The following is a 20,554-nucleotide window of genomic DNA, read 5'->3' as shown; positions in this document are numbered from 1 at the left end:
ATACCGGGCTCATTCCACGGTCAGATCGGCCGCCAGCCGCGCCGGATCGACGTCGGCGTCGACCACCAGCCATCGTCCGCCCCAGCCCGCGTCGGCCAGCCCGGCGTACACCGCACGGGTGCGCTGCTGAAGCCCGTCGTCGCGCTCGTAGCTGTCGCGGGGGCGGCCGGGATCGGACTCCGCCCGGCGCCGGGCCCGCTCCCCGGCGAGCTCGGCGGACACCCCGAGCAGCACCTGACAATCCGGCGTGGGCAGCCCGAGCCGCTGGAACTCCAACGCGTAGACCCAGGATGCAGCGTCTCCGGAGGCGTCCTCGTGCAGGCGCGCGGCGCTGTAGGCCGCGTTGGAGGCGACGTAGCGATCGAGAATCAGCACGTCGTTGCCGCCACGCAGCTCCTCGATGTCGTCGACCGCCGCGGCCCGGTCCAGCGCGAACAGCATCGCCATCGCGTAGACCGAGGTCGCGAGGTCACCGTGCTCGCCGTGCAGCGCCTCCGCCGCGATGTCGGCGATCACCGACTGCCCGTACCGGGGGAAGGCCATCGTGGCCACCGTCTTGCCGGCGGCTTCGAAGGCCTGGCGCAAGCCGTCGGTCAGCGTCCGCTTGCCGGAGCCGTCGACGCCCTCGATCGCGATCAGCACGGCGCGAGCCTATCGGCCCCGCAACAGCTCAGTAGCGGTAGTGGTCCGGCTTGAACGGGCCCTCGACGTCGACGCCCAGGTACTCGGCTTGGTCCTTGGTCAGCTTGGTCAGCTGACCGCCGAGCGCCTCGACGTGGATGCGAGCCACCTTCTCGTCGAGGTGCTTGGGCAACCGGTAGACCTCGTTGTCGTACTCGTCGTTCTTCGTCCACAGCTCGATCTGCGCGATCGTCTGGTTGGCGAAGCTGTTGCTCATCACGAACGACGGGTGGCCGGTGGCGTTACCCAGGTTCAGCAGCCGGCCCTCGGAGAGCACGATGATGGCCTTGCCGGACTCCCCGAACGTCCACAGATCGACCTGCGGCTTGATGTTGAGCTTGGTCGCGCCAGAGCGCTCCAGGGCGGCCATGTCGATCTCGTTGTCGAAGTGGCCGATGTTGCCCAGGATGGCGTGGTCCTTCATCGCCTTCATGTGGTCCAGCGAGATGATGTCCTTGTTACCGGTCGCGGTGACGACGATGTCGGCGTCGGCGATGGCGTCCTCGACGGTCACCACGTCGAAGCCCTCCATCAACGCCTGCAGGGCATTGATCGGGTCGATCTCGGTGACGGACACCCGCGCGCCCTGGCCCTTGGCGGCCTCGGCGCAGCCCTTACCCACGTCGCCGAAGCCGCAGATCAGCACGTTCTTGCCGCCGATCAGCGCGTCGGTGCCGCGGTTGATGCCGTCGAGCAGCGAGTGCCGGGTGCCGTACTTGTTGTCGAACTTGGACTTGGTGACCGAGTCGTTGACGTTGATCGCCGGGAAGGCCAGGTCGCCGGCCGCGGCGAACTGGTAGAGGCGCAGCACGCCGGTGGTGGTCTCCTCGGTGACGCCCTTGACCGACTCCGCGATCTTGGTCCACTTGGTCTTGTCCGACTCGAAGCGGCTGCGCAGCACGCCCAGGAAAACCTTCCACTCCGCGGAGTCGTCGTCCTCGGCGGGCGGCACCACACCGGCCTTCTCGTACTGTGCGCCGCGCAGCACCATCATGGTGGCGTCGCCGCCGTCGTCCAGGATCATGTTGGCCGGCTCGCCGGGCCAGGTGAGCATCTGCTCGGCGCACCACCAGTACTCCTCGAGCGACTCGCCCTTCCACGCGAACACCGGTACGCCCTTGGGCTCCTCCGGGGTGCCGTGCGGTCCGACGACGACGGCCGCCGCGGCGTGGTCTTGGGTGGAGAAGATGTTGCAGGAGGCCCAGCGGACCTCGGCGCCCAGCGAGGTCAGGGTCTCGATCAGCACCGCGGTCTGCACGGTCATGTGCAGCGAGCCGGAGATCCGGGCGCCCTTCAACGGTTGCACCTCGGCGTACTCGCGACGCAACGACATCAGGCCGGGCATCTCGTATTCGGCCAGGTCAAGCTCTTTGCGGCCGAATTCTGCGAGCGACAGGTCGGCGATCTTGAAGTCGATGCCGTTTACAACGTCGGGCGTCAGAGTCATGGCGTGTCGGTATCCTTCTGCGGCTCAGGGGGCTCAAGTATGAGCGGACGGGCCATTCGTTAGCTTCGGTACGCTCTTGCGCCACTGTAGTCGTTGACGTTTTTGGGCCGACGGCCCCCGCAGGTCAGGGGACGTTGATGACGCCGTGACGCTCGGCAAAGGGCGTCATCAACCGCGCGAGATCCTGCGCGACGTCGTGATCGGCCTCCGGCGGCATCGACACGTAACTCAGCGCCAGCCGCACGATGGCGCGCGCCAGCACCCCGGCGTCCTCGTCGCTGGTGGCCACCCAGCTGTGGATGAATGCCAAGGTCAGCCGGTCCGATGCCCGGGTGATGATGGGCCCGCTGTCGGTGGTGATGATCTGCAGCAGATCCGGCTTGGCGACTCCGGTCAGCAGGGAGATCACCAGCGGGTCGGCCGCCGACTCGGCGAAGAACGATCGGAAGCCCTGCAGGAACGCTTCGTAGATATGACCGACGTTGGCGTCGATCGCGGCATGGACGGCATCGACCAGGCGGTCGGCCAGGCGCAGGGCGTATCCCTGCGCCAGACCTTGCCGCGAACCGAACTCGTTATAGATGGTCTGGCGGCTGATCCCGGCGGCGCGGGCCACGTCGGACAGCGTGATCGCGGACCAGTCTCGGGTCAGCAGCAAGTCGCGCATCGCGTCCAACACCGAGTTGCGCAGCAGATCGCGCGACGCCTCGGCGTAGGGAATCCGCTTCACAGGCGCGACAATAGCCGCTTGTAAAGCGCTCACCCCCGCGCCACCTCCACCATCTCGAAGTCGGATTTGGCCGCACCGCAGTCCGGGCAGCTCCAGTCCTCCGGAATCTCGTCCCACCGGGTGCCGGGGGCGATGCCGTCTTCCGGCCAGCCCTTGGCCTCGTCGTACTCGAATCCGCACTGCACGCAGATGAAAAGCTTGTAGTCGGTCACCGGTTCACTCCTATCCGATTGCCTTTTCGAAGTCGGCCTTCTCGAGCACCGCACAATCGGGGCAGCACCAGTCGTCGGGGATGTCGGCGAACGGCGTGCCCGGCCGAAAGCCCTCCCGCGGAGCCCCTTTCGTTTCGTCGTAGATGTAGTCGCAGCCTGGGCAGCGGTACGCGGTCATGCCGGCACCCCATATTTCGCCAGCACCTTGTCACGCATCCGCGGGTGGACGTTGACCTTGGTGATGTCACCGTCGTAGTGCGCCAGCACCCGATGGTCCATCACTTTGCGCCACACCGGGGGGAAGTACGTCAGCGCGATCATCGACGCGTATCCGCTCGGCAGGTTGGGCGCGCCTTCCATGCTGCGCAACGTCTGATACCGCCGGGTCGGGTTGGCGTGGTGATCGCTGTGCCGCTGCAGGTGGTAGAGGAACAGGTTGGTGACGATGTGGTCGGAGTTCCAGCTGTGCACCGGCGCGCAACGCTCGTAGCGGCCGTTGGCGGTGCGCTGCCGCAGCAGGCCGTAGTGCTCGAGATAGTTGACGGTTTCCAGCAGTGAGAAGCCGAACACCGCCTGAATGACGATGAACGGGATCACCCCGACGCCGAAGAACGCGATCAGCGCGCCGAACAGCACCACCGACATGGCCCACGCGTTGAGCACGTCGTTGGACGCATACGTCCTGGGGTCCCAGGGGCTGCGGCCGAGCCTGCGGATCCGCTGCGCCTCGAGCTGCACCGATGAGCGCAGGGAGCCGAACACGCTGCGGGGCAAGAACTCCCAGAAGGTCTCGCCGAAGCGGGCCGACGCCGGGTCCTCCGGCGTGGAGACGCGCACGTGGTGACCGCGGTTGTGCTCGATGTAGAAGTGGCCGTAGGCGGTCTGCGCCAGCGTGATCTTGGACAGCCAGCGCTCCAGCGAGTCCTTCTTATGCCCCATCTCGTGCGCGGTGTTGATGCCGACGCCGCCGAGCACACCGACCGACAGCGCGACGCCGATCTTGCCGACCCAGCCCAGGCCGCCGTGGGGCCCCGTTTCGAAGCCCAGCCAGTGCAGGTCCGACGCGGTGAACAGGTAGGCGCCCAGCACGACGCTGAGGTACTGGAACGGGATGTAGATGTAGGTGCAGTAGCGGTAGTACTTGTCGTTCTCCAGCTGCTCCATCACCTCGTCAGGCGGGTTCTGCCCGTCCGGCCCGAACCGCAGGTCCAGGATCGGCAGCAGGATGTAGAGCAGGATCGGCCCGATCCACATCGGCACCTGGGCGGCGCCGTGCCAGCCGAACTGGTTCAGTCCCCAGACGATCGGCAGCATCACGAACAACGCCGTCGGTGGGATCAGGCCCATCAGCCACAGGTAGCGCTTCCTGTCGCGCCACTGGGTCGCACCGAGTTCTTCGGCCGCCTGGATCTGAGTGGTCATATGCCAAACCTCCTTGTGAGTCACACCACGTTGAGGTTGGACAATACCGCCATTTGCGTCCTCTGTCTAGACAAAAGATGTCGTTTTGTAAAGCAAGTGACTCGACCTACTGAGCGACCTGCTGATTGGCCTGCCTGTGGCCCTGCATGGAGTGGCGATATCCGTAGCCGAGATAGATCGCGGTCCCCACCGCCAGCCACACGCCGAACCGGACCCAGGTCAGGGCGGTGAGGTTGACCATCAGCCAGGTACACGCGCAAATCGCGGCGATCGGGAGCACCGGCACCCACGGCGCGCGGAACCCGCGCTCCAGGTCCGGGCGGGTGCGGCGCAGGACGACGACCCCGGCGGAGACCAGGACGAACGCGAATAGCGTCCCGACGTTGACCATCTCCTCGAGCTTGCTGATCGGGAAGACCGAGGCGGTCGCGGCGATCACCAGCGCGACCAGCACGGTGATCCGGACCGGCGTCCCGCGCGAGCCGGTCTTGGCCAGCGACCGCGGCAACAAGCCGTCGCGCGCCATCGCGAACAGGACCCGGCACTGTCCCAGCACCAGCACCATCACGACGGTGGTCAACCCGGCCAGTGCCCCGATGGCGATGATCTTGCTCGCCCACTGGATCCCGTTCGCGGTGAATGCGGTGGCCAGGTTTGCTGGCTTGCCGCCGGGGACGGTCTTGAGCTGGGTGTAGGAAACCATGCCGGACAACACGACGGAGACGGCGACATAGAGAACGGTCACCACGGCCAGCGACGCCAGAATCCCGCGCGGCACGTCGCGCTGCGGGTGCTTGGTCTCCTCGGCCATCGTCGCGACGATGTCGAACCCGATGAATGCGAAGAACACGATCGAAGCGCCGGCCAGCACGCCGTACCAGCCGTAGTGGCTGCTGTGCGCCCCGGTGAGCAGCGACAGCACCGACTGATTGATGCCGCTCGCCTCGTAACCGGCTTCCGGCTTGGGGATGAACGGCGAATAGTTGGAGCCTTTGATGTAGAAGACGCCCACCAGCACGACGAAGATGACCACCGACACCTTGACGGCGGTGATCACCGCCGAAACCCTGGACGACACCTTGGTGCCCGACGCGACCAGGGTCGCCACCACGGCGACGATCAGCAGCGCGCCCCAGTCGATGTCGAGTGACCCCAAGGTGACGGTGCCGCCGCCGAATCCGAACACGGTGCCGAGATAACTGGACCAGCCCTTGGACACCACGGCGGCGCCAATTGCCAACTCCAGCAACAGGTTCCAGCCAATGATCCATGCTAAGAACTCACCAAAGGTGGCATAGGAGAAGGTGTATGCGCTGCCCGCGACGGGCAGCGTCGAGGCGAATTCGGCATAGCACAGCGCCGCCAGCGCGCAGGTGACGGCGGCGATCAGAAACGAGACCCAAATCGCGGGGCCGGTGATATCCCCGGCCGTCGATGCGGTGACCGTGAAGATGCCGGCGCCGATCACCACGGCGACGCCGAAGACCATCAGGTCCCACCAGGTGAGGACCTTGCGGAGGCGAGTGTCCGGCTCGTCGGTGTCCTCGATGGACTGTTCGACTGACTTAGTACGCCACCGGTTGGACATATGCCTCCCTCTCGTTACCGTCTGAAGTCATTGGACCGCACAGTAGTGGGTACTCCCCCCGGATGCCGGACTGCGCACCCACCCGAGACCACGCAATAGTGATAGGCGCGAGCATCGCGGGTTTGTGCGCCGCCCGGGTGCTTGCTGACTGGTATTCCCAGGTCAGCGTCTATGAGCGCGATGAACTGCCGAGCACCCCGGCAAATCGCGCGACGATTCCCCAGGACCGGCATCTGCATCTGCTGATGGCGCGCGGGGCCAGCGAATTCGACGCCTTGTTCCCGGGTCTGCTCAACGACATGGTGGCCGCCGGTGTGCCGATGCTGGAAAACCGTCCGGACTGCATCCATCTGGGCGCGGCGGGCCACGTCCTCGGGACGGGCCACACGCTGCGCGACGAATTCACCGCATACGTGCCCAGCCGGCCGCACCTCGAGTGGCAGTTGCGCCGCCGCGTCCGCGACATCGACAACGTCGCGATCCTGCGCCGGTCCGTCGCCGAACCGCGGTTCGACTCGGCGCGGCAGCGGGTGACCGGTGTGGTGCTGGACCCCAAGGACGAGGTCGGCGGTGAGCCGGAATTCGTGCAGGCGGATCTGGTGGTCGACGCGGCGGGTCGGGGCACCCGGCTGCCGGTGTGGTTGACGCAGTGGGGATACCAGCGGCCCATCGAGGAGACCCTGGACATCGGCATCAACTACGCCAGCCACCAGTTCCGCATTCCCGACGGATTGATCGCGGAGAAGGTCGTGGTGGCCGGCGCCTCCCACGACCAGTCGTTGGGGATGGGCATGCTGTGCTACGAGGACGGCACCTGGGTGTTGACCACCTTCGGGGTGGCCGGCACGAAGCCGCCGACGACGTTCCCGGACATGGTCGCGCTGGCCATCGAGCTGCTCCCGGCGCACTTCACCGAGGCGCTGACCCACGCCAGACCCGTTGGCGCACCGGCGTTTCACGCCTTTCCGGCCAGTAAATGGCGCCGCTATGACAAGCTGGACCGCTTCCCGGCCGGCATCATTCCGTTGGGCGACGCCGTGGCCAGCTTCAATCCCACCTTCGGACAGGGCATGACGATGACGTCGCTGCAGGCCGGTCATCTGCGGCGGGCACTGCGATCCGCGGACGAAGACCTGGCCGGCGAGCTCAACCGGGCGACCGCCAAGACGACCTATCCGGTGTGGACGATGAACGCGATCGGCGACGTCGCTTTTCACCACGCCGGCACCAGTGCTCCGATCCCCTGGTGGTGGCGGCCGTCGGGAGCGCTGTTCGACCAATTCCTCGGCGCGGCCGAGACCGAACCCGTTCTCGCCGAATGGTTTTTGCGCCGCTTCTCGCTGCTCGACAGTCTCTATATGGTTCCGCCGCCGCGGATCGTCGGCCGGACCATCGCGCACAACCTGCGGCTGTGGCTGCGCGAGCGCCGCGAGTCGCGTCAGGCCGCCAAGGGGCGGGCCGTCACAAACCTACGGTCGCCCTGAACAACTTCGCCGGCTGGTGCGCGACCAGCCCCACCGGTCCGTCGTCGGCCGCAACCCAGGCCGCCATCCCGCGGTCCAGCGCCAGCGACCCGGATTTGCCGTGCACGACCGCGGCACCCTCGGCACACAACAGGATCTGCGGACCGTCATGGGTTGGTGACGCGTCGACCTCGTGGCCGAGGTGTTCGCCCTCGAGGGTCAGCAGCGCCACCGCGAACTCGTCGGCCGGGGTGTCGTAGATAAGCCCCAGGCCCTCGCGGTGCACGTGCGGCCGCAGCTGCGCCTCGGCGGTGGGTGCGAAGTCCAGCACCCGCAGCAACTCGGGTACGTCGACGTGCTTGGGCGTCAACCCACCGCGTAATACGTTGTCGGAGTTCGCCATTACCTCGATCGCGAACCCGCGCAGATAGGTGTGCAGGTTGCCGGCCGGGATGAAGAGCGCCTCGCCCGGGGCCAGGCTGATCCGGTTGAGCAACAACGACGCCAGCACTCCGGCGTCCCCGGGGTAGCGTTCGCCGAGTTCGAGCACCGCCTTGGCCTCGGCCGCGAATGCCGTTGCACCGGAACTGACGTACTGGATAGCGCCGTCGATCACCGCGGACACCAACACATCGATGTCCGGCTGCGGCGCGGTGATCCAGGTGGTGAACAGCGCACGCAGACCGTCGGCGTCGGACTGGTCGTTCAGCAATTCGATGTAGGGGTCGAGGTCGGTGACGGCCAGCGCCCGCAGCAACTCGATGGTGACCGCAGCCTGACGGAATCCGGCGAGTGCCTCGAACGAGTGCAGAGCCACCAGCAGTTCGGGCTTGTGCGACGTGTCGCGGTAGTTGCGCACCGGCGACGTCACCGGAATGCCCAACTTCTCCTCGCGCAGGTAGCCCTCGATCGCTTGTTCGGCACTCGGATGCGCCTGCAGCGACAGTGGCTCGTCGGCGGCGAGCACCTTGACCAGGAACGGCAGCACGTCACCGAACCGTTCGCGCGAGGCCGAGCCGAGCTGGCCCTCCGGATCGGCGGTCACCGCCTCCAGCAAGGAGAGTTCACCCTGCTCGGTTTCCAGGAAGGCCGGATCGCCCGGGTGCGCGCCGAACCAGAGTTCGGCCTCGGGGTGAGCCGCGGGCACTGGACGCCCGGTGAATTCGGCGATGGCCGTACGCGAGCCCCATGCGTACGTCCGTACCGCACCGCGAAGCAGTTCCACTTGTCTATCTATCCCCGCACCAGTCGTAAGTAAACGGCGGCCATCTCCAGCCGAACCGCCAATACTGCCAGTTGGTGTTCGGGGCGGGTCGCGCCTCCCGGGGCCACCGCCCCGACCAGGCCACCGGAGCCGCCCACTCCGCCGGGCGCTTCGGGCACGTCGTGCGCCGCGATGAGGTATACCTCGTCCAGCCCGGCCACCCGAGCGGCCACCACTGTCCGGTCGCCGGCCAGCGTGAACGCCAGCACCCGCATCCGCTCGGGCAGCGGCCCGTCGATTTGTTCGTCGTGAAAGAGCGCGTCCACCGGCGTCGGGTCGTCACCGAAATGGACGGGCTCGCGCAGTGCCACCACCGCATCGGCCAGCCCGGTGGCGGCGACCACCTGATGCGCGATCCGCAGCAGCTGCGAACTGCCATGCCGGGCCAGCGCCAGCGTCCCGGCGCAGTCACCTGCCAGTGCCACCGGGTGGTGGGACAAGCGCGCGGCGATTGTCTTGGCCGGGTTGGTGAACAGGTCACGGCTCGCGCTGTTGCGCAACGCTTCGGCGTCCAGCTCGTCGGCGAGCGCCGGCAGGTCGATGTCCAGCCGGGGATCCACCGTTTGCAGCGTCGCCAAGCCGGCGGCCAGGTACCGACACAGGCCGAACTCGTCGGGAAACCACAGCCGCGGCACCAGCGCCGCGGCGCGGCCGGCGGTGGAGTCGCGTAGCGGACCTTCGTACGGAGCGACGATGGCGACCCGCGCACCGCGGCGCACCCCGGTCGCGGCGGCCCCGACGAGGGCCGGGTCGCCGGGGTCGTCGCCGGCGACGATCAGCACGTCGAGTGGGCCGATCCACGGCGGGGCCTCGCCGACGATCGCGATCGGCGCGGACGCCGCGCCGCCCTGCGTCGCGGCCAGCATCGCTCCGGCCGTCTCGGCGGTGCCCCGCCCGGCTACCCAGATCACGCTGCGTGGGCGGTCGCCGGTGCGCAGCGAATCCAGCTCACCTTCCTCGACCGCGGCGGCAATGGCGCGCACCTGCGCGCCGGCCGACGAGGCGGACCGCAACAGGCCCTGCCGGTCGGCGGCGATCAGGCCGTCGGTGTCCTCGAGATCGATCGCCCGGGTGGCGTTCACGGCACACCCTCACTGCGCTGCACCTGGCCGGCGATTTCGGCGCTGATCTCGGCGACCATCGCGTCGACGTCCTCGGTGGTGCGGCCCTCGGCATTCAGCCGCAGCAATGGTTCGGTGTTGGAGGTGCGCAGGTTGAACCAGCTGCCGTCGCCCAAGTCCACCGTCACCCCGTCCACGTGGTCGATGGAGTGGATCCGGCTGCCGAACGACTTCAGCACGGCGTCGACGCACTGAGCGGCGTCGGCCACCTTGAAATTGATCTCACCGGACGACTCGTAGCGCTGGTAGTCCGCGGTCAGCTCGGACAGCGGCCGGTCCTGCTCACCGAGGGCGGCCAGGACATGCAGCGCGGCCAGCATCCCCGAGTCGGCACCCCAGAAGTCACGGAAGTAATAGTGCGCGGAATGCTCGCCGCCGAAGATCGCACCGGTTTCGGCCATCAGCGCCTTGATATAGGAGTGTCCGACACGCGAGCGCAACGGTGTGCCGCCGCGCTCGGCGACCAGTTCGGGCACCGCCCGCGACGTGATCAGATTGTGGATGACGGTGGCGCCGATTTCCCGGCCGATCTCGCGCGCGGCCACCAGGCTCGTCACCGTCGAAGGAGAAACCGGCATCCCGCGTTCGTCGACCACGAAGCACCGGTCGGCGTCGCCGTCGAAGGCCAATCCGATGTCGGCGCCGGTCTCGCGGACGTAGCACTGCAAATCCAGCAGGTTGGCCGCGTCGAGCGGATTGGCCTCGTGATTCGGAAACGACCCGTCGAGCTCGAAGTACAACGGCAACAACGTGATCGAGTCGATCGGGCCGAACACCGCCGGTGCGGTGTGACCGGCCATGCCGTTGCCGGCGTCGACCGCCACCCGCAGCGGCCGTAATCCGGTTGTCGTCACCAGCGACCGCAGGAACTCGCCATAGTCGCAGAGCACATCGCGATCGGTGATGGTCCCCGGCTTCCCGTCGTAGCCCGCGACTCCGGCGATCACGTGTTCGGTGATCACTTTCAGCCCGGTGTCCGCACCGACCGGTTTCGCGCCGGCCCGGCAGAGTTTGATGCCGTTGTAGGCGGCGGGGTTATGGCTGGCGGTGAACATCGCGCCGGGGCAGTCGAGTGACCCCGAGGCGAAATACAGCTGGTCGGTCGACGCCAACCCGATCCGCACTACGTCCAGGCCCTGGTTGGTCACCCCGGCCGCAAAGGCAGCGGCGAGCGACGGCGAGCTATCGCGCATGTCGTGTCCGATCGCCACGCGTTGCGCGCCTTCGTCGCGCATCAACGCGGCGAACGCTGCCCCGACATCGGCGACCAGCGACTCGTCGATCTCTTCGCCGACCAGCCCACGAATGTCATAAGCCTTGATGACACGGTGGACAGTCGCGGCGGGCCGAGACATGCGGGGCCTCCTTGACGCCATGGATTGATTTGCCTCTTGGCGTCAGCCTATCGGCCCGAGCGGTGCCCTAGTCGGACGGATCGGGCAACACCCGCAGATGCCCGCGGCGGCGACCGGACCGTTTTTCCGGCGGCGCGAGCAGATGGCTGCTGGGCGCGGTGGCCTGGGCTCCGGTGTGGTGCAGATGCGGGTCGGCGGCGACATTTGCCGCTCGCGCGGGGAAGCCGTTCAACGGCATGCCGGTGCCGCCCACGTGCGGCAAGGACGCCTCGCCCGCACCGCCTTCGCGCACGGCGTCGGCAAGCGCGACCAGGTCGTCTTCATCGGGATTCGTAGGCTCCGAATTCAGGGGCCCGGCGTGGCGTACCAGCTCCCATCCGCGGGGGGCCGTGATGCGGCCGGCGTGACCGACGCACAAGTCCCACGAATGCGGTTCGCGTGCGGTCGCGAGCGGGCCTACCACTGCCGTCGAGTCCGAGTAGACGAACGTCAAGGTCGCCACGGCGTAGTGCGGGCACCCTGGCCGGCAGCAGCGACGGGGAACGTTCACGTCGGAAAGGCTATCGTGGACAAACGCCGCCGAAGCGCCGGACACGCGCATCCGTTCGGGCCACGATGTCCAACCGTTACCATCGGCGCGTGGGTGATTCGCGCAGTTTCCCGCGCAACGGACGGCCGTCGGGCCGAACGCCTGGGCACCGGGCCACTCGGCGCGGGCGTGATATGCGCGGTCCTTTGCTGCCGCCGACGGTGCCCGGGTGGCGCAGCCGGGCCGAGCGATTCGACATGGCGGTGCTCGAGGCCTACGAACCCATCGAGCGGCGCTGGCAATCACGAGTGTCGGAACTCGACGTGGCGGTCGACGAAATTCCACGCATCGCCGCCAAGGATCCCGACAGCGTGCAGTGGCCGCCCGAGGTCGTCGCCGATGGACCGATCGCGCTGGCCCGCTTGATCCCCGCCGGGGTAGACGTCCGAGGAAACTCGACGCGGGCGCGAATTGTCTTGTTCCGCAAGCCCATCGAACGACGCGCCAAAGACACCGTCGAACTTGGCGAATTACTGCACGAGATTCTGGTGGCTCAGGTGGCCATCTACCTCGACGTCGAACCGACGGTCATCGACCCGACGATCGACGACGAATAACCCCAAAGTGGGTTCAGCGGTCAGATAATGCCGCGCTTAAGGCGGCGGCGCTCACGCTCGGAGAGGCCACCCCAGATGCCGAAGCGCTCGTCATGTGCCAGCGCATACTCCAGGCACTCATGCCGTACCTCGCAACCCAGGCAGATCTTCTTGGCTTCGCGAGTCGACCCACCCTTCTCCGGGAAGAAGGCCTCCGGGTCGGTCTGCGCGCACAGCGCGCGGTCCTGCCATTGGTCCGGAGTGAGTTCGGGTTCCGGCAACGGCTCGGGCTCGAATGCGATTGGCGCATCAGGGACCACGGTCAAGTGGGGCCGTGCAATCGGCGCCGGCGCGGAGCTGATCATGGCGCGCTCAGTGCTTGGCATGACGCCCCGTAGGTGCTCGTAAGACATGCGTCGTACGCCTCCTCAGCTTGGTCTTTGAGAGAGTGGTTGTGTCCCGCTGTTCTGATGTAACAGACAATTCGAACAAGTGATCGAATCTCGGTCTGCGACACCGGAACCGGCCGGCCAACCGGGAAATGACACTGATGTGATTAGACACGGGTTAATCTGCCGGGTCAAGCGTTTCGGCGTATTTCCATACCATCTCGTGATCAATTTCCGGCGTTTCTGTTATTTCGGCCCTTCGGCGTGTCCATCACAAACGCTCGCCAAAGTGCCCGGCCGGTACTGTCGTCCGGTGTGAAGGTCACCGTTCTGGTCGGTGGGGTCGGCGGCGCCCGGTTCCTGCTGGGTGTTCAACAATTACTCGGGCTGGGTCAGTTCGCAACCGGGGGAGAAACTTCCGACCACGAGCTGACCGCCGTCGTCAACATTGGCGACGATGCCTGGATCCACGGGGTTCGGGTTTGTCCGGATCTGGACACCTGCATGTATACCTTAGGTGGAGGCGTAGACCCGGAGCGCGGGTGGGGCCATCGCGACGAAACCTGGCACGCCAAAGAGGAATTGGCGCGCTACGGCATGCAGCCGGACTGGTTTCAACTCGGCGACCGCGATTTGGGGACGCACCTGGTGCGCACCCAGATGCTCAACGCCGGCTATCCGCTCTCGCAGATCACCACGGCGTTGTGCGACCGCTGGCAACCCGGCGCACAGTTGGTGCCCGCCAGCGACGACCGTTGCGAAACGCATGTGGTGATTACCGATCCGGCCGACGACAGTCGGCGCGCGATCCACTTCCAGGAGTGGTGGGTGCGCTACCGGGCCAACGTGCCAACCCACAGCTTCGCGTTCGTCGGCGCCGAATCGGCCAGTGCCACAACCGATGCGGTCGACGCCATCGGCAACGCCGACATCGTCATGCTGGCACCGTCCAACCCCGTGGTGAGCGTCGGCGCGATCCTGGCCGTGCCGGGTATTCGCGGCGCCCTGCGGGCGACTGCTGCGCCGATCGTCGGCTACTCCCCGATCGTCGGTGGAAAACCGTTGCGCGGCATGGCTGATGCCTGCCTCGAGGTGATCGGGGTCGCGTCCACCGCCGAAGCGGTCGGCAGATATTACGGGGCGCGCACCGGCACCGGAATATTGGATTGCTGGCTGGTGCACGAGGGCGACTTGGAAACATTCGAAGCCGAAATCGACGGCGTTGCGGTACGGGCGGTGCCGCTATTGATGAGCGATCCGAAGGCGACGGCCGAAATGGTGCGGGCCGGACTGGGTATTGCGGGCGTGGCGCCATGACCGATACCCCGAAGGAGCACGGCAGCGCCGCGACGATCGAGATCCTGCCCGTCACCGGGCTTCCCGAGTTCCGCCCCGGCGACGATCTCGGCGCGGCAGTCGCCGCGGCCGCCCCGTGGCTGCGCGACAGCGATGTCGTGGTGGTCACCAGCAAGGTGGTGTCCAAGTGCGAGGGCCGCCTGGTGGCCGCGCCCGAGGACCCCGAGGAGCGCGACGAGCTCCGCCGCAAACTGGTCGACGGCGAGGCGGTGCGGGTGCTGGCCCGCAAGGGCCGCACGCTGATCACCGAGAACCACCTTGGCCTGGTGCAGGCCGCCGCCGGCGTCGACGGATCCAACGTCGGCCGAAGCGAACTCGCGCTGCTGCCGCTGGACCCCGACGGCAGCGCCGCGGCCCTGCGCTCCGCGCTGCGCGAGAAGCTCGGCGTCGACGTCGCGGTGGTGATCACCGACACGATGGGCCGGGCCTGGCGCAACGGTCAGATCGACGCCGCGATCGGCGCGGCGGGACTGGCTGTGCTGCACGGCTATTCGGGCGCGGTCGACGAGCACGGCAACGAATTGGTGGTTACCGAGATCGCGGTGGCCGACGAAGTGGCCGCCGCGGCCGATCTGGTCAAGGGCAAGCTGACCGCGATGCCGGTGGCCGTCGTGCGCGGGCTGACGGTCGTCGACGACGGCACCACGGCGCGGCAGCTGCTGCGGCCCGGCCCCGAAGATCTGTTCTGGCTCGGCACGGCCGAAGCCATCGAGAGGGGCCGCCGCGAAGCTCAGCTGCTGCGCCGGTCGGTGCGCCGGTTCAGCGCCGAGCCGGTGCCACCGGAGCTGATCGAGGCGGCCGTCGCCGAGGCGCTGACCGCGCCGGCCCCGCACCACACCCGCCCGGTGCGGTTCGTCTGGCTGCGCAGCACTGCCACTCGGACCCGGCTGCTCGACCGGATGAAGGACAAGTGGCGCACCGACCTGGCCGGTGACGGAAAGCCGGACGACGCGATCGATCGGCGAGTGGCGCGCGGCCAGATCCTCTACGAGGCACCCGAGGTCATCGTCCCGATGCTGGTGCCCGAGGGCGCCCACACCTATCCCGATGCTGAGCGCACCGACGCCGAGCACACCATGTTCACCGTCGCGGTCGGCGCGGCCGTGCAGGCACTGCTGGTCGCGCTGGCCGTTCGGGGGGTGGGCAGCTGCTGGATCGGCTCGACGATCTTTGCCGCCGACCTGGTCCGCGCCGAGCTGGAGCTGCCCGCCGATTGGGAGCCGTTGGGCGGCATCGCGATCGGCTACGCCGCCGAAGAAGCACGGCCCGAAGGGTTGCGCGAACCCGTGAATCCCGGAGATCTGCTGATCCGCAAGTGATACTGACCGGGTGAAGACGTTCGCGGGCAAGGCGGCCGCGTCGGCCGACAAGGTTCGCGGCGGCTATTACACGCCGGCGTCGGTGGCGCGGTTTCTGGCCCGCTGGGTGCGCGAGGCCGGACCCCGGATCCTCGAACCCGCGTGCGGCGACGGCCGGATCCTGCGCGAACTGGCCGCGCTCAGTTCGCAAGTGCGGGGCGTGGAACTCGTGCCACAAGAGGCGCTCAAGGCACGACGATTCGCTCCGGTCGACACCGCGAATCTGTTCGGCTGGGTCGCCGAATTCGAGGCGACCGGCTGGGACGGGGTGGCGGGCAATCCGCCCTACGTCCGATTCGGCAACTGGGCGCCCGAGCAACGAGAGCCAGCGCTGGAGCTGATGCGGCGGGAGGGGCTGCGCCCCAGCAGGCTGACCAATGCCTGGGTCCCTTTCGTCGTCGCGAGCACGGTAATGGTGCGCGACGGCGGGCGGGTGGGTTTGGTATTGCCCGCCGAATTGCTGCAAGTCAGCTATGCCGCACAATTGCGCGAATTTCTGCTCGCGCGTTACCGCGAAATCACTCTGGTCACATTTGCACGCCTGGTTTTCGACGGCATTCTGCAGGAAGTGGTGTTGTTCTGCGGGGTGGCCGGTGCGGGGCCCGCGCGAATTCGCACGATCCAGCTGGCCGATGCCGACGCGCTCGCGCACGCGGACCTCGACGGCGAAGCCGCGCCCGCGCTGCTGCACGAGAAGGAGAAGTGGACCAAGTATTTCTTGGACCCCGCCGCGATCGGGCTGCTGCGCACGCTCAACCAGTCCGACACGATGACGCGGCTCGGGGCCATCGCCGACGTCGACGTCGGCATCGTCACCGGCCGCAACAGCTTCTTCACCTTCACCGACGCACAGGCCCGCGAGCTGGGCCTGCAACCGCACTGCGTCCCGCTCGTCTCGCGCAGCAGCCAGCTGTGCGGTCTGGTCTACGACACCGATTGCCGGGCAAGCGATATCGCGGCCGGCCAGCGGACCTGGCTGCTCGACGCCCCGGCGGAGCCCGCCGATCCGGCGCTGACCGTGCACATCGACGCCGGTGAGGCCGCCGGGGTTCACCTCGGCTATAAGTGCTCGATCCGTGCGCCGTGGTGGCGAACCCCGTCGCTGTGGGTCCCCGATCTGTTCCTGCTGCGCCAGATTCACCTGGCCCCGCGGCTGACCGTCAACGCCGCCGCGGCGACCAGCACCGACACCGTGCACCGGGTGCGGCTGGTGGGCTCCCCCGGAAGCCGGGCGGACCCAACGGCGTTCGCGGCGGTGTTCCACAACAGCGCGACGTTCGCTTTCGCCGAGATCATGGGACGTAGTTACGGTGGAGGCATCTTGGAACTGGAGCCGACCGAAGCCGAGCAGCTGCCCATTCCCGCCCCGGCGCTGGCCGGCGCCGAACTGGCCGCGGATGTGGATCTGCTGCTGAAGGCCAACGAAATCGAGAAGGCACTCGACGCCGTCGATCGTCACGTCCTGATCGACGGCCTCGGCTGGTCGCCCGATGTCGTCGCGCAGTGCCGAGCGGCGTGGCACACGCTGCGCGACCGCCGGGCCAGGCGCGGCACCCGGTGAGCGTCCGCGATTCGGCTATCTCGGTGCTCACCGACTGGCGGGCACCCGACCCGACGCAGGACTCGCTGCGGCACGCGGTGCTGGCCTTCGCGTACGGCCGTCCCGACGCCTGCCGCCGCGAGTGCGAAGCCGGCCACGTCACGGCGTCGGCGATCGTGGTCGACGACACCGGCACCCGGGTGCTGCTGACCCTGCATCCCCGGTTAGGCCGCTGGGTCCAGCTCGGGGGCCACTGCGACGACGACGACGCCGACATTGTGGCCGCGGCGCTGCGCGAAGCCGTCGAGGAATCCGGCGTGCCCGACCTGCGTATCGCACCGGAGCTGGCCGCGATTCACGTCCACCCGGTCACCTGCTCGCTGGGTATCCCGACCCGGCATCTGGACCTGCAATTCGTCGCCCACGCGCCGCCGGGTGCGCAGATCGCGATCAGCGAGGAATCCGACGACTTGCGGTGGTGGCCGGCCGACGCGCTGCCACCCGGCACGGATTACGCCCTCGCGCACCTGGTTTCGCGCGCGACTCAGGCACGGTGACCCGCTCAGACGTCGCTGGAGTAGCGGATCCCGCCGTCGGGAATCGACACGCCGGGCCAGACCCGGGCGCCGCGCAACAGCTCGCAGCGCGCACCGATGTCGGCGCCGTCGCCGATCACCCCGTCGCGGATCAGCGCCCGCGGACCGATGCGGGCCCCGAAGCCGACGATCGAGCGCTCGACCACGCTGCCCGCCTCGATCTTGACGCCGTCGAAGATCACCGCGCCGTCCAGCCGCACGCCCGGACCGATCTCGGCGCCGCGCCCGACGACCGTGCCACCGATCAGCACCGCACCGGGCGACACCGCCGCGCCTTCGTGCACCAGCTTCTCGCCGTGATGACCGTGCAGCGCGGGGGACGTGACGATGCCGCGCACCAGGTCCGACGATCCGCGGACGAAGTCGTCCGGGGTGCCCATGTCTCGCCAGTAGGTGGCGTCGACATAGCCGCAGACCTTGACGTCAGGGTCCGACAACAACGCTGGGAACACCTCGCGCTCGACCGACACCGGCCGCCCGCGCGGAATCCGGTCGATGATCTCGCGCTCGAAAACGTAGGTGCCGGCGTTGATCTGATCGGTCGGCGGATCCTCGGTCTTCTCCAGAAAAGCCAAGACGCGGTCGTTCTCGTCGGTCGGCACGCAACCGAAGGCACGCGGATCACCCACCCGCACCAGGTGCAACGTCACGTCGGCCTGGTTGGCCCGGTGCGATTCCACCAGCTGGCCGAGGTCGGCGCCGGAGAGCACATCGCCGTTGAAGATCAGCGCGGTGTCGTGGCGCAACTTGTCCGCGATGTTGGCGATGCCGCCGCCGGTGCCCAGCGGCTCCTCTTCGGTGACGTACTCGATCTCCAGACCCAGCTCTGACCCGTCACCGAACTCCGCTTCGAACACCCCGGCCTTGTAAGAGGTGCTCAGGATGACGTGCTCGACACCCGCCGCGGCGATGCGCGACAACATGTGGGTGAGAAACGGCACCCCGGCCGTCGGCAGCATCGGCTTGGGCGCCGACAACGTCAGCGGCCGCAGGCGAGTGCCCTTGCCGCCGACCAGAATCACCGCATCCACTCCGGCAATCGCCAACTCAGTGCCGCCTTTCTGCCGACTTCTCCGAGCGCTGCCGGCGCGAGCTGCGCACCATCAGAGCCGAGCGCAGCGCCAACGAGGCCCGCAACACCCAGCGCAGCGGAGCCAGCCACCAACCGGTATGCCGGTCTGCCAGAAAGATATAGGTGCTGCGGTGATGGGCCGCGAGGTGGCTGGCCGGATCGTCCCCGGTGGAATGGCCCTTATGGTGCAGCACTTCGGCGGACGGCACGTAGACGTTGAGCCAGCCGGCCTTGCCGAGCCGGTCGCCGAGGTCGACGTCCTCCATATACATGAAGTAGCGCTCGTCGAACCCGCCGATCTGACCGTAGGCCGAACGGCGCAGCAGCAGACACGATCCCGAGAGCCAGCCCACCGGACGTTCGCTGGGCTCGAGCCGCTCCTGGCGGTAGGCCGCCGTCCAGGGGTTGCGCTTCCAGAATGGCCCGATCACCGCGTGCATGCCGCCGCGGATCAGGCTGGGCAGGTGGCGCGCCGACGGATACACCGAGCCGTCGGGATCGTGGATCAGCGGGCCCAGCGCGCCGGCCTGCGGCCAGCGGGTGGCCGCCTCCAGCAGCGCGTCGATGCTGTTCGGGCCCCACTGCACGTCCGGGTTGGCCACCAGCACCCAGTCGTCGATCTCCCCGCGCTCGGACAGGTACTCGATCGCACGGTTGACCGCGGTGCCATACCCGAGATTGCCTCCGGTGCTGAACAGCCGCACATTCGGATAGCGCTGGACCGCCGCCTGCGGGGCGCCATCGGTGGACCCGTTGTCGGCCATCAGAACGCTGACCGGACGCTCGGTGGCCAGCGACAGCGAAGCCAGAAAACGTTCGAGGTGGTGGCCCGGCGAATAGGTCACCGTCACGACCGGCAGGACGTCAGTCACGCGTAGAGATTATCGGTCGTTGCGCCGGGACCGGCCCCTCTGACGAGGTGCGCGCGGCCAGCGCGGCGACAAGCGCAGGGCGCCAGGGCCGTAGCGGCGTCATGCCCGCCGCCGCGGACTGCCGGCTCGACAACGCGGAGTAGGTCGGGCGGGGCGCGGGACGGGGAAAATCGGCGGTGCTGACCGGGTTCACCCGGTCGGGGTCGGCGCCACACTCCTCGAACACCGCGCGGGCCAAGCCGAATCGCGAGACGGCGCCCTCGTTGGCGGCGTGCAGGATCGGCCCGGGCACGCGGTCGTCGGCGATCTGGAGCAGTGCGGCGGCCAAGTCGGCAACGTAGGTGGGCGAGCCGACCTGGTCGTCGACGACCTTGATCGGGCCCTCACCGGCCGCGAGCCTGCGCATGACCGCGACGAAGTCCTTGCCGGTGCCGCCGGTGTAGACCCAGGCGGTGCGGACCACCGTGCACTGGGAAGGCTCCGGCAGCGCCGCCAGCACGGCCACCTCGCCGGCGCGCTTGCTGCATGCGTAGACGCCGCGCGGCGTGGTCTCGTCGCTGGGTTCGAACGGATGGGGATCGGCGTAATCACCGGCGAAAACGAAGTCGGTCGAGACGTGGATCAGCCGGGCGCCGGCCCGCGCGCAGGCCCGCGCGATGTGCGCCGGCGCGGCCTCATTGACCGCGTACGCCCGCGCTTCGTCGCTCTCGGCGCCGTCGACATCGGTGTAGGCGGCGCAATTGATGACGACATCGCCGCCTGTCACGATCGCCTCGGCGGCGGCCGGGTCGGTGATGTCCCACTGCGCGGACGTCAGTGCCAGCACGTTGCGTCCCTGGTCAGCGCCGAGGGCCGCCAAACAACCGCCCAGCTGTCCACCGGCTCCGGTGACGACGATCCTGCCCGACATGGTTCGAGTCTGGCATGTCCCGGAAAGGACGGGCCACGCCGCTGCTGGCTACC

General features: G+C 68.0%; 21 protein-coding genes. 6 read left to right on the top strand and 15 right to left on the bottom strand.

The window, feature by feature from the left end; all coding sequences use genetic code 11:
- Positions 1–9 precede the first annotated feature (9 nt).
- From MJO58_RS06290 to MJO58_RS06260, 7 genes are all read right to left on the bottom strand, one after another.
- Complete coding sequence (locus MJO58_RS06290; RefSeq protein WP_090600738.1) at positions 10–642, bottom strand: dTMP kinase; 633 nt, start codon at positions 640–642, stop codon at positions 10–12.
- Positions 643–670: 28 nt separating this feature from the next.
- Positions 671–2,128, bottom strand: coding sequence for an adenosylhomocysteinase (ahcY, locus tag MJO58_RS06285; RefSeq protein WP_090600737.1), 1,458 nt, complete (start codon positions 2,126–2,128; stop codon positions 671–673).
- A gap of 124 nt (positions 2,129–2,252) precedes the next feature.
- Complete coding sequence (alkX, locus tag MJO58_RS06280) at positions 2,253–2,858, bottom strand: TetR family transcriptional regulator AlkX (protein WP_239722312.1); 606 nt, start codon at positions 2,856–2,858, stop codon at positions 2,253–2,255.
- Positions 2,859–2,887: 29 nt separating this feature from the next.
- Positions 2,888–3,070: a rubredoxin gene (locus tag MJO58_RS06275; RefSeq protein WP_090600735.1), complete on the bottom strand. Its 183-nt coding sequence runs from the start codon at positions 3,068–3,070 to the stop codon at positions 2,888–2,890.
- 10 nt (positions 3,071–3,080) lie between these two features.
- Positions 3,081–3,248, bottom strand: a complete 168-nt coding sequence (locus tag MJO58_RS06270) for a rubredoxin (RefSeq protein WP_239722311.1) — start codon at positions 3,246–3,248, stop codon at positions 3,081–3,083.
- On the bottom strand, positions 3,245–4,492 hold the full coding sequence (locus MJO58_RS06265; RefSeq protein WP_239722310.1) for an alkane 1-monooxygenase: 1,248 nt from the start codon (positions 4,490–4,492) through the stop codon (positions 3,245–3,247). Before MJO58_RS06265 ends, MJO58_RS06270 begins: the two co-directional genes overlap by 4 nt.
- A 106-nt stretch (positions 4,493–4,598) precedes the next feature.
- The gene (locus tag MJO58_RS06260) at positions 4,599–6,080 is read right to left on the bottom strand and encodes an amino acid permease (protein WP_239722309.1); all 1,482 of its coding nucleotides are present in this window, start codon (positions 6,078–6,080) and stop codon (positions 4,599–4,601) included.
- A 95-nt stretch (positions 6,081–6,175) separates the two neighbouring features.
- Between MJO58_RS06260 and MJO58_RS06255 the strand changes: the two genes are divergently transcribed.
- The gene (locus MJO58_RS06255) at positions 6,176–7,564 is read left to right on the top strand and encodes an FAD-dependent oxidoreductase (protein ID WP_239723178.1); all 1,389 of its coding nucleotides are present in this window, start codon (positions 6,176–6,178) and stop codon (positions 7,562–7,564) included.
- Here the strand turns inward: MJO58_RS06255 and manA are convergent.
- The 4 genes from manA to MJO58_RS06235 all read right to left on the bottom strand — a co-directional run bounded on the left by manA (position 7,542) and on the right by MJO58_RS06235 (position 11,833).
- Positions 7,542–8,768, bottom strand: coding sequence for a mannose-6-phosphate isomerase, class I (gene manA / locus MJO58_RS06250; protein WP_239722308.1), 1,227 nt, complete (start codon positions 8,766–8,768; stop codon positions 7,542–7,544). The two genes, MJO58_RS06255 and manA, sit on opposite strands and share 23 nt — an antisense overlap.
- Before the next feature lie 8 nt (positions 8,769–8,776).
- Entirely contained in the window at positions 8,777–9,889 is a 1,113-nt protein-coding gene (locus tag MJO58_RS06245; protein WP_239722307.1) for a TobH protein, read from the bottom strand.
- Positions 9,886–11,283 carry a phosphomannomutase/phosphoglucomutase gene (locus MJO58_RS06240; RefSeq protein WP_239722306.1) on the bottom strand — a complete coding sequence of 466 codons (1,398 nt, stop codon included), beginning with the start codon at positions 11,281–11,283 and terminating at the stop codon, positions 9,886–9,888. The genes MJO58_RS06245 and MJO58_RS06240 overlap by 4 nt, the downstream gene beginning before the upstream one ends.
- A 67-nt stretch (positions 11,284–11,350) precedes the next feature.
- A complete protein-coding gene (locus tag MJO58_RS06235) occupies positions 11,351–11,833 on the bottom strand; it encodes a DUF3499 domain-containing protein (RefSeq protein ID WP_217493106.1) in 483 nt (160 codons plus the stop codon).
- 173 nt (positions 11,834–12,006) lie between these two features.
- Between MJO58_RS06235 and MJO58_RS06230 the strand changes: the two genes are divergently transcribed.
- Positions 12,007–12,429 (top strand): metallopeptidase family protein, encoded by a 423-nt coding sequence (locus tag MJO58_RS06230; RefSeq protein WP_025737691.1) that lies wholly within the window; start codon positions 12,007–12,009, stop codon positions 12,427–12,429.
- A 20-nt stretch (positions 12,430–12,449) separates the two neighbouring features.
- Here MJO58_RS06230 and MJO58_RS06225 read toward each other — a convergent pair whose 3' ends face one another.
- A complete protein-coding gene (locus MJO58_RS06225) occupies positions 12,450–12,821 on the bottom strand; it encodes a WhiB family transcriptional regulator (protein WP_338048756.1) in 372 nt (123 codons plus the stop codon).
- A gap of 291 nt (positions 12,822–13,112) precedes the next feature.
- Between MJO58_RS06225 and cofD the strand changes: the two genes are divergently transcribed.
- From cofD to MJO58_RS06205, 4 genes are read left to right on the top strand one after another with little or no spacing between them, the layout of a single operon-like run.
- Positions 13,113–14,114: a 2-phospho-L-lactate transferase gene (cofD, locus tag MJO58_RS06220; protein ID WP_239722305.1), complete on the top strand. Its 1,002-nt coding sequence runs from the start codon at positions 13,113–13,115 to the stop codon at positions 14,112–14,114.
- Entirely contained in the window at positions 14,111–15,472 is a 1,362-nt protein-coding gene (locus MJO58_RS06215; RefSeq protein WP_239722304.1) for a coenzyme F420-0:L-glutamate ligase, read from the top strand. Before cofD ends, MJO58_RS06215 begins: the two co-directional genes overlap by 4 nt.
- Before the next feature lie 10 nt (positions 15,473–15,482).
- Positions 15,483–17,072, top strand: a complete 1,590-nt coding sequence (locus MJO58_RS06210; RefSeq protein WP_239722303.1) for a class I SAM-dependent methyltransferase — start codon at positions 15,483–15,485, stop codon at positions 17,070–17,072.
- Complete coding sequence (locus MJO58_RS06205; protein ID WP_090608523.1) at positions 17,069–17,608, top strand: NUDIX hydrolase; 540 nt, start codon at positions 17,069–17,071, stop codon at positions 17,606–17,608. Before MJO58_RS06210 ends, MJO58_RS06205 begins: the two co-directional genes overlap by 4 nt.
- 5 nt (positions 17,609–17,613) lie before the next feature.
- On the opposite strand, the gene manB is transcribed toward MJO58_RS06205, so the two are convergent.
- Genes manB through rfbD form a run of 3 tightly spaced genes read right to left on the bottom strand, consistent with a single transcriptional unit; the run spans position 17,614 to position 20,501 of the window.
- Positions 17,614–18,693 (bottom strand): mannose-1-phosphate guanylyltransferase, encoded by a 1,080-nt coding sequence (manB, locus tag MJO58_RS06200; protein WP_090600723.1) that lies wholly within the window; start codon positions 18,691–18,693, stop codon positions 17,614–17,616.
- 1 nt (position 18,694) lies between these two features.
- Complete coding sequence (locus tag MJO58_RS06195; protein WP_090600722.1) at positions 18,695–19,591, bottom strand: glycosyltransferase family 2 protein; 897 nt, start codon at positions 19,589–19,591, stop codon at positions 18,695–18,697.
- Positions 19,584–20,501, bottom strand: a complete 918-nt coding sequence (gene rfbD, locus MJO58_RS06190; RefSeq protein ID WP_239722302.1) for a dTDP-4-dehydrorhamnose reductase — start codon at positions 20,499–20,501, stop codon at positions 19,584–19,586. The genes MJO58_RS06195 and rfbD overlap by 8 nt, the downstream gene beginning before the upstream one ends.
- Positions 20,502–20,554 lie beyond the last annotated feature (53 nt).

Source organism: Mycobacterium lentiflavum (assembly GCF_022374895.2).
Taxonomy (GTDB): Bacteria; Actinomycetota; Actinomycetes; order Mycobacteriales; family Mycobacteriaceae; genus Mycobacterium; species Mycobacterium lentiflavum.
The sequence above is the reverse complement of the archived record's forward strand: the minus strand, read 5'-3'. Positions and strand labels throughout refer to the sequence as shown.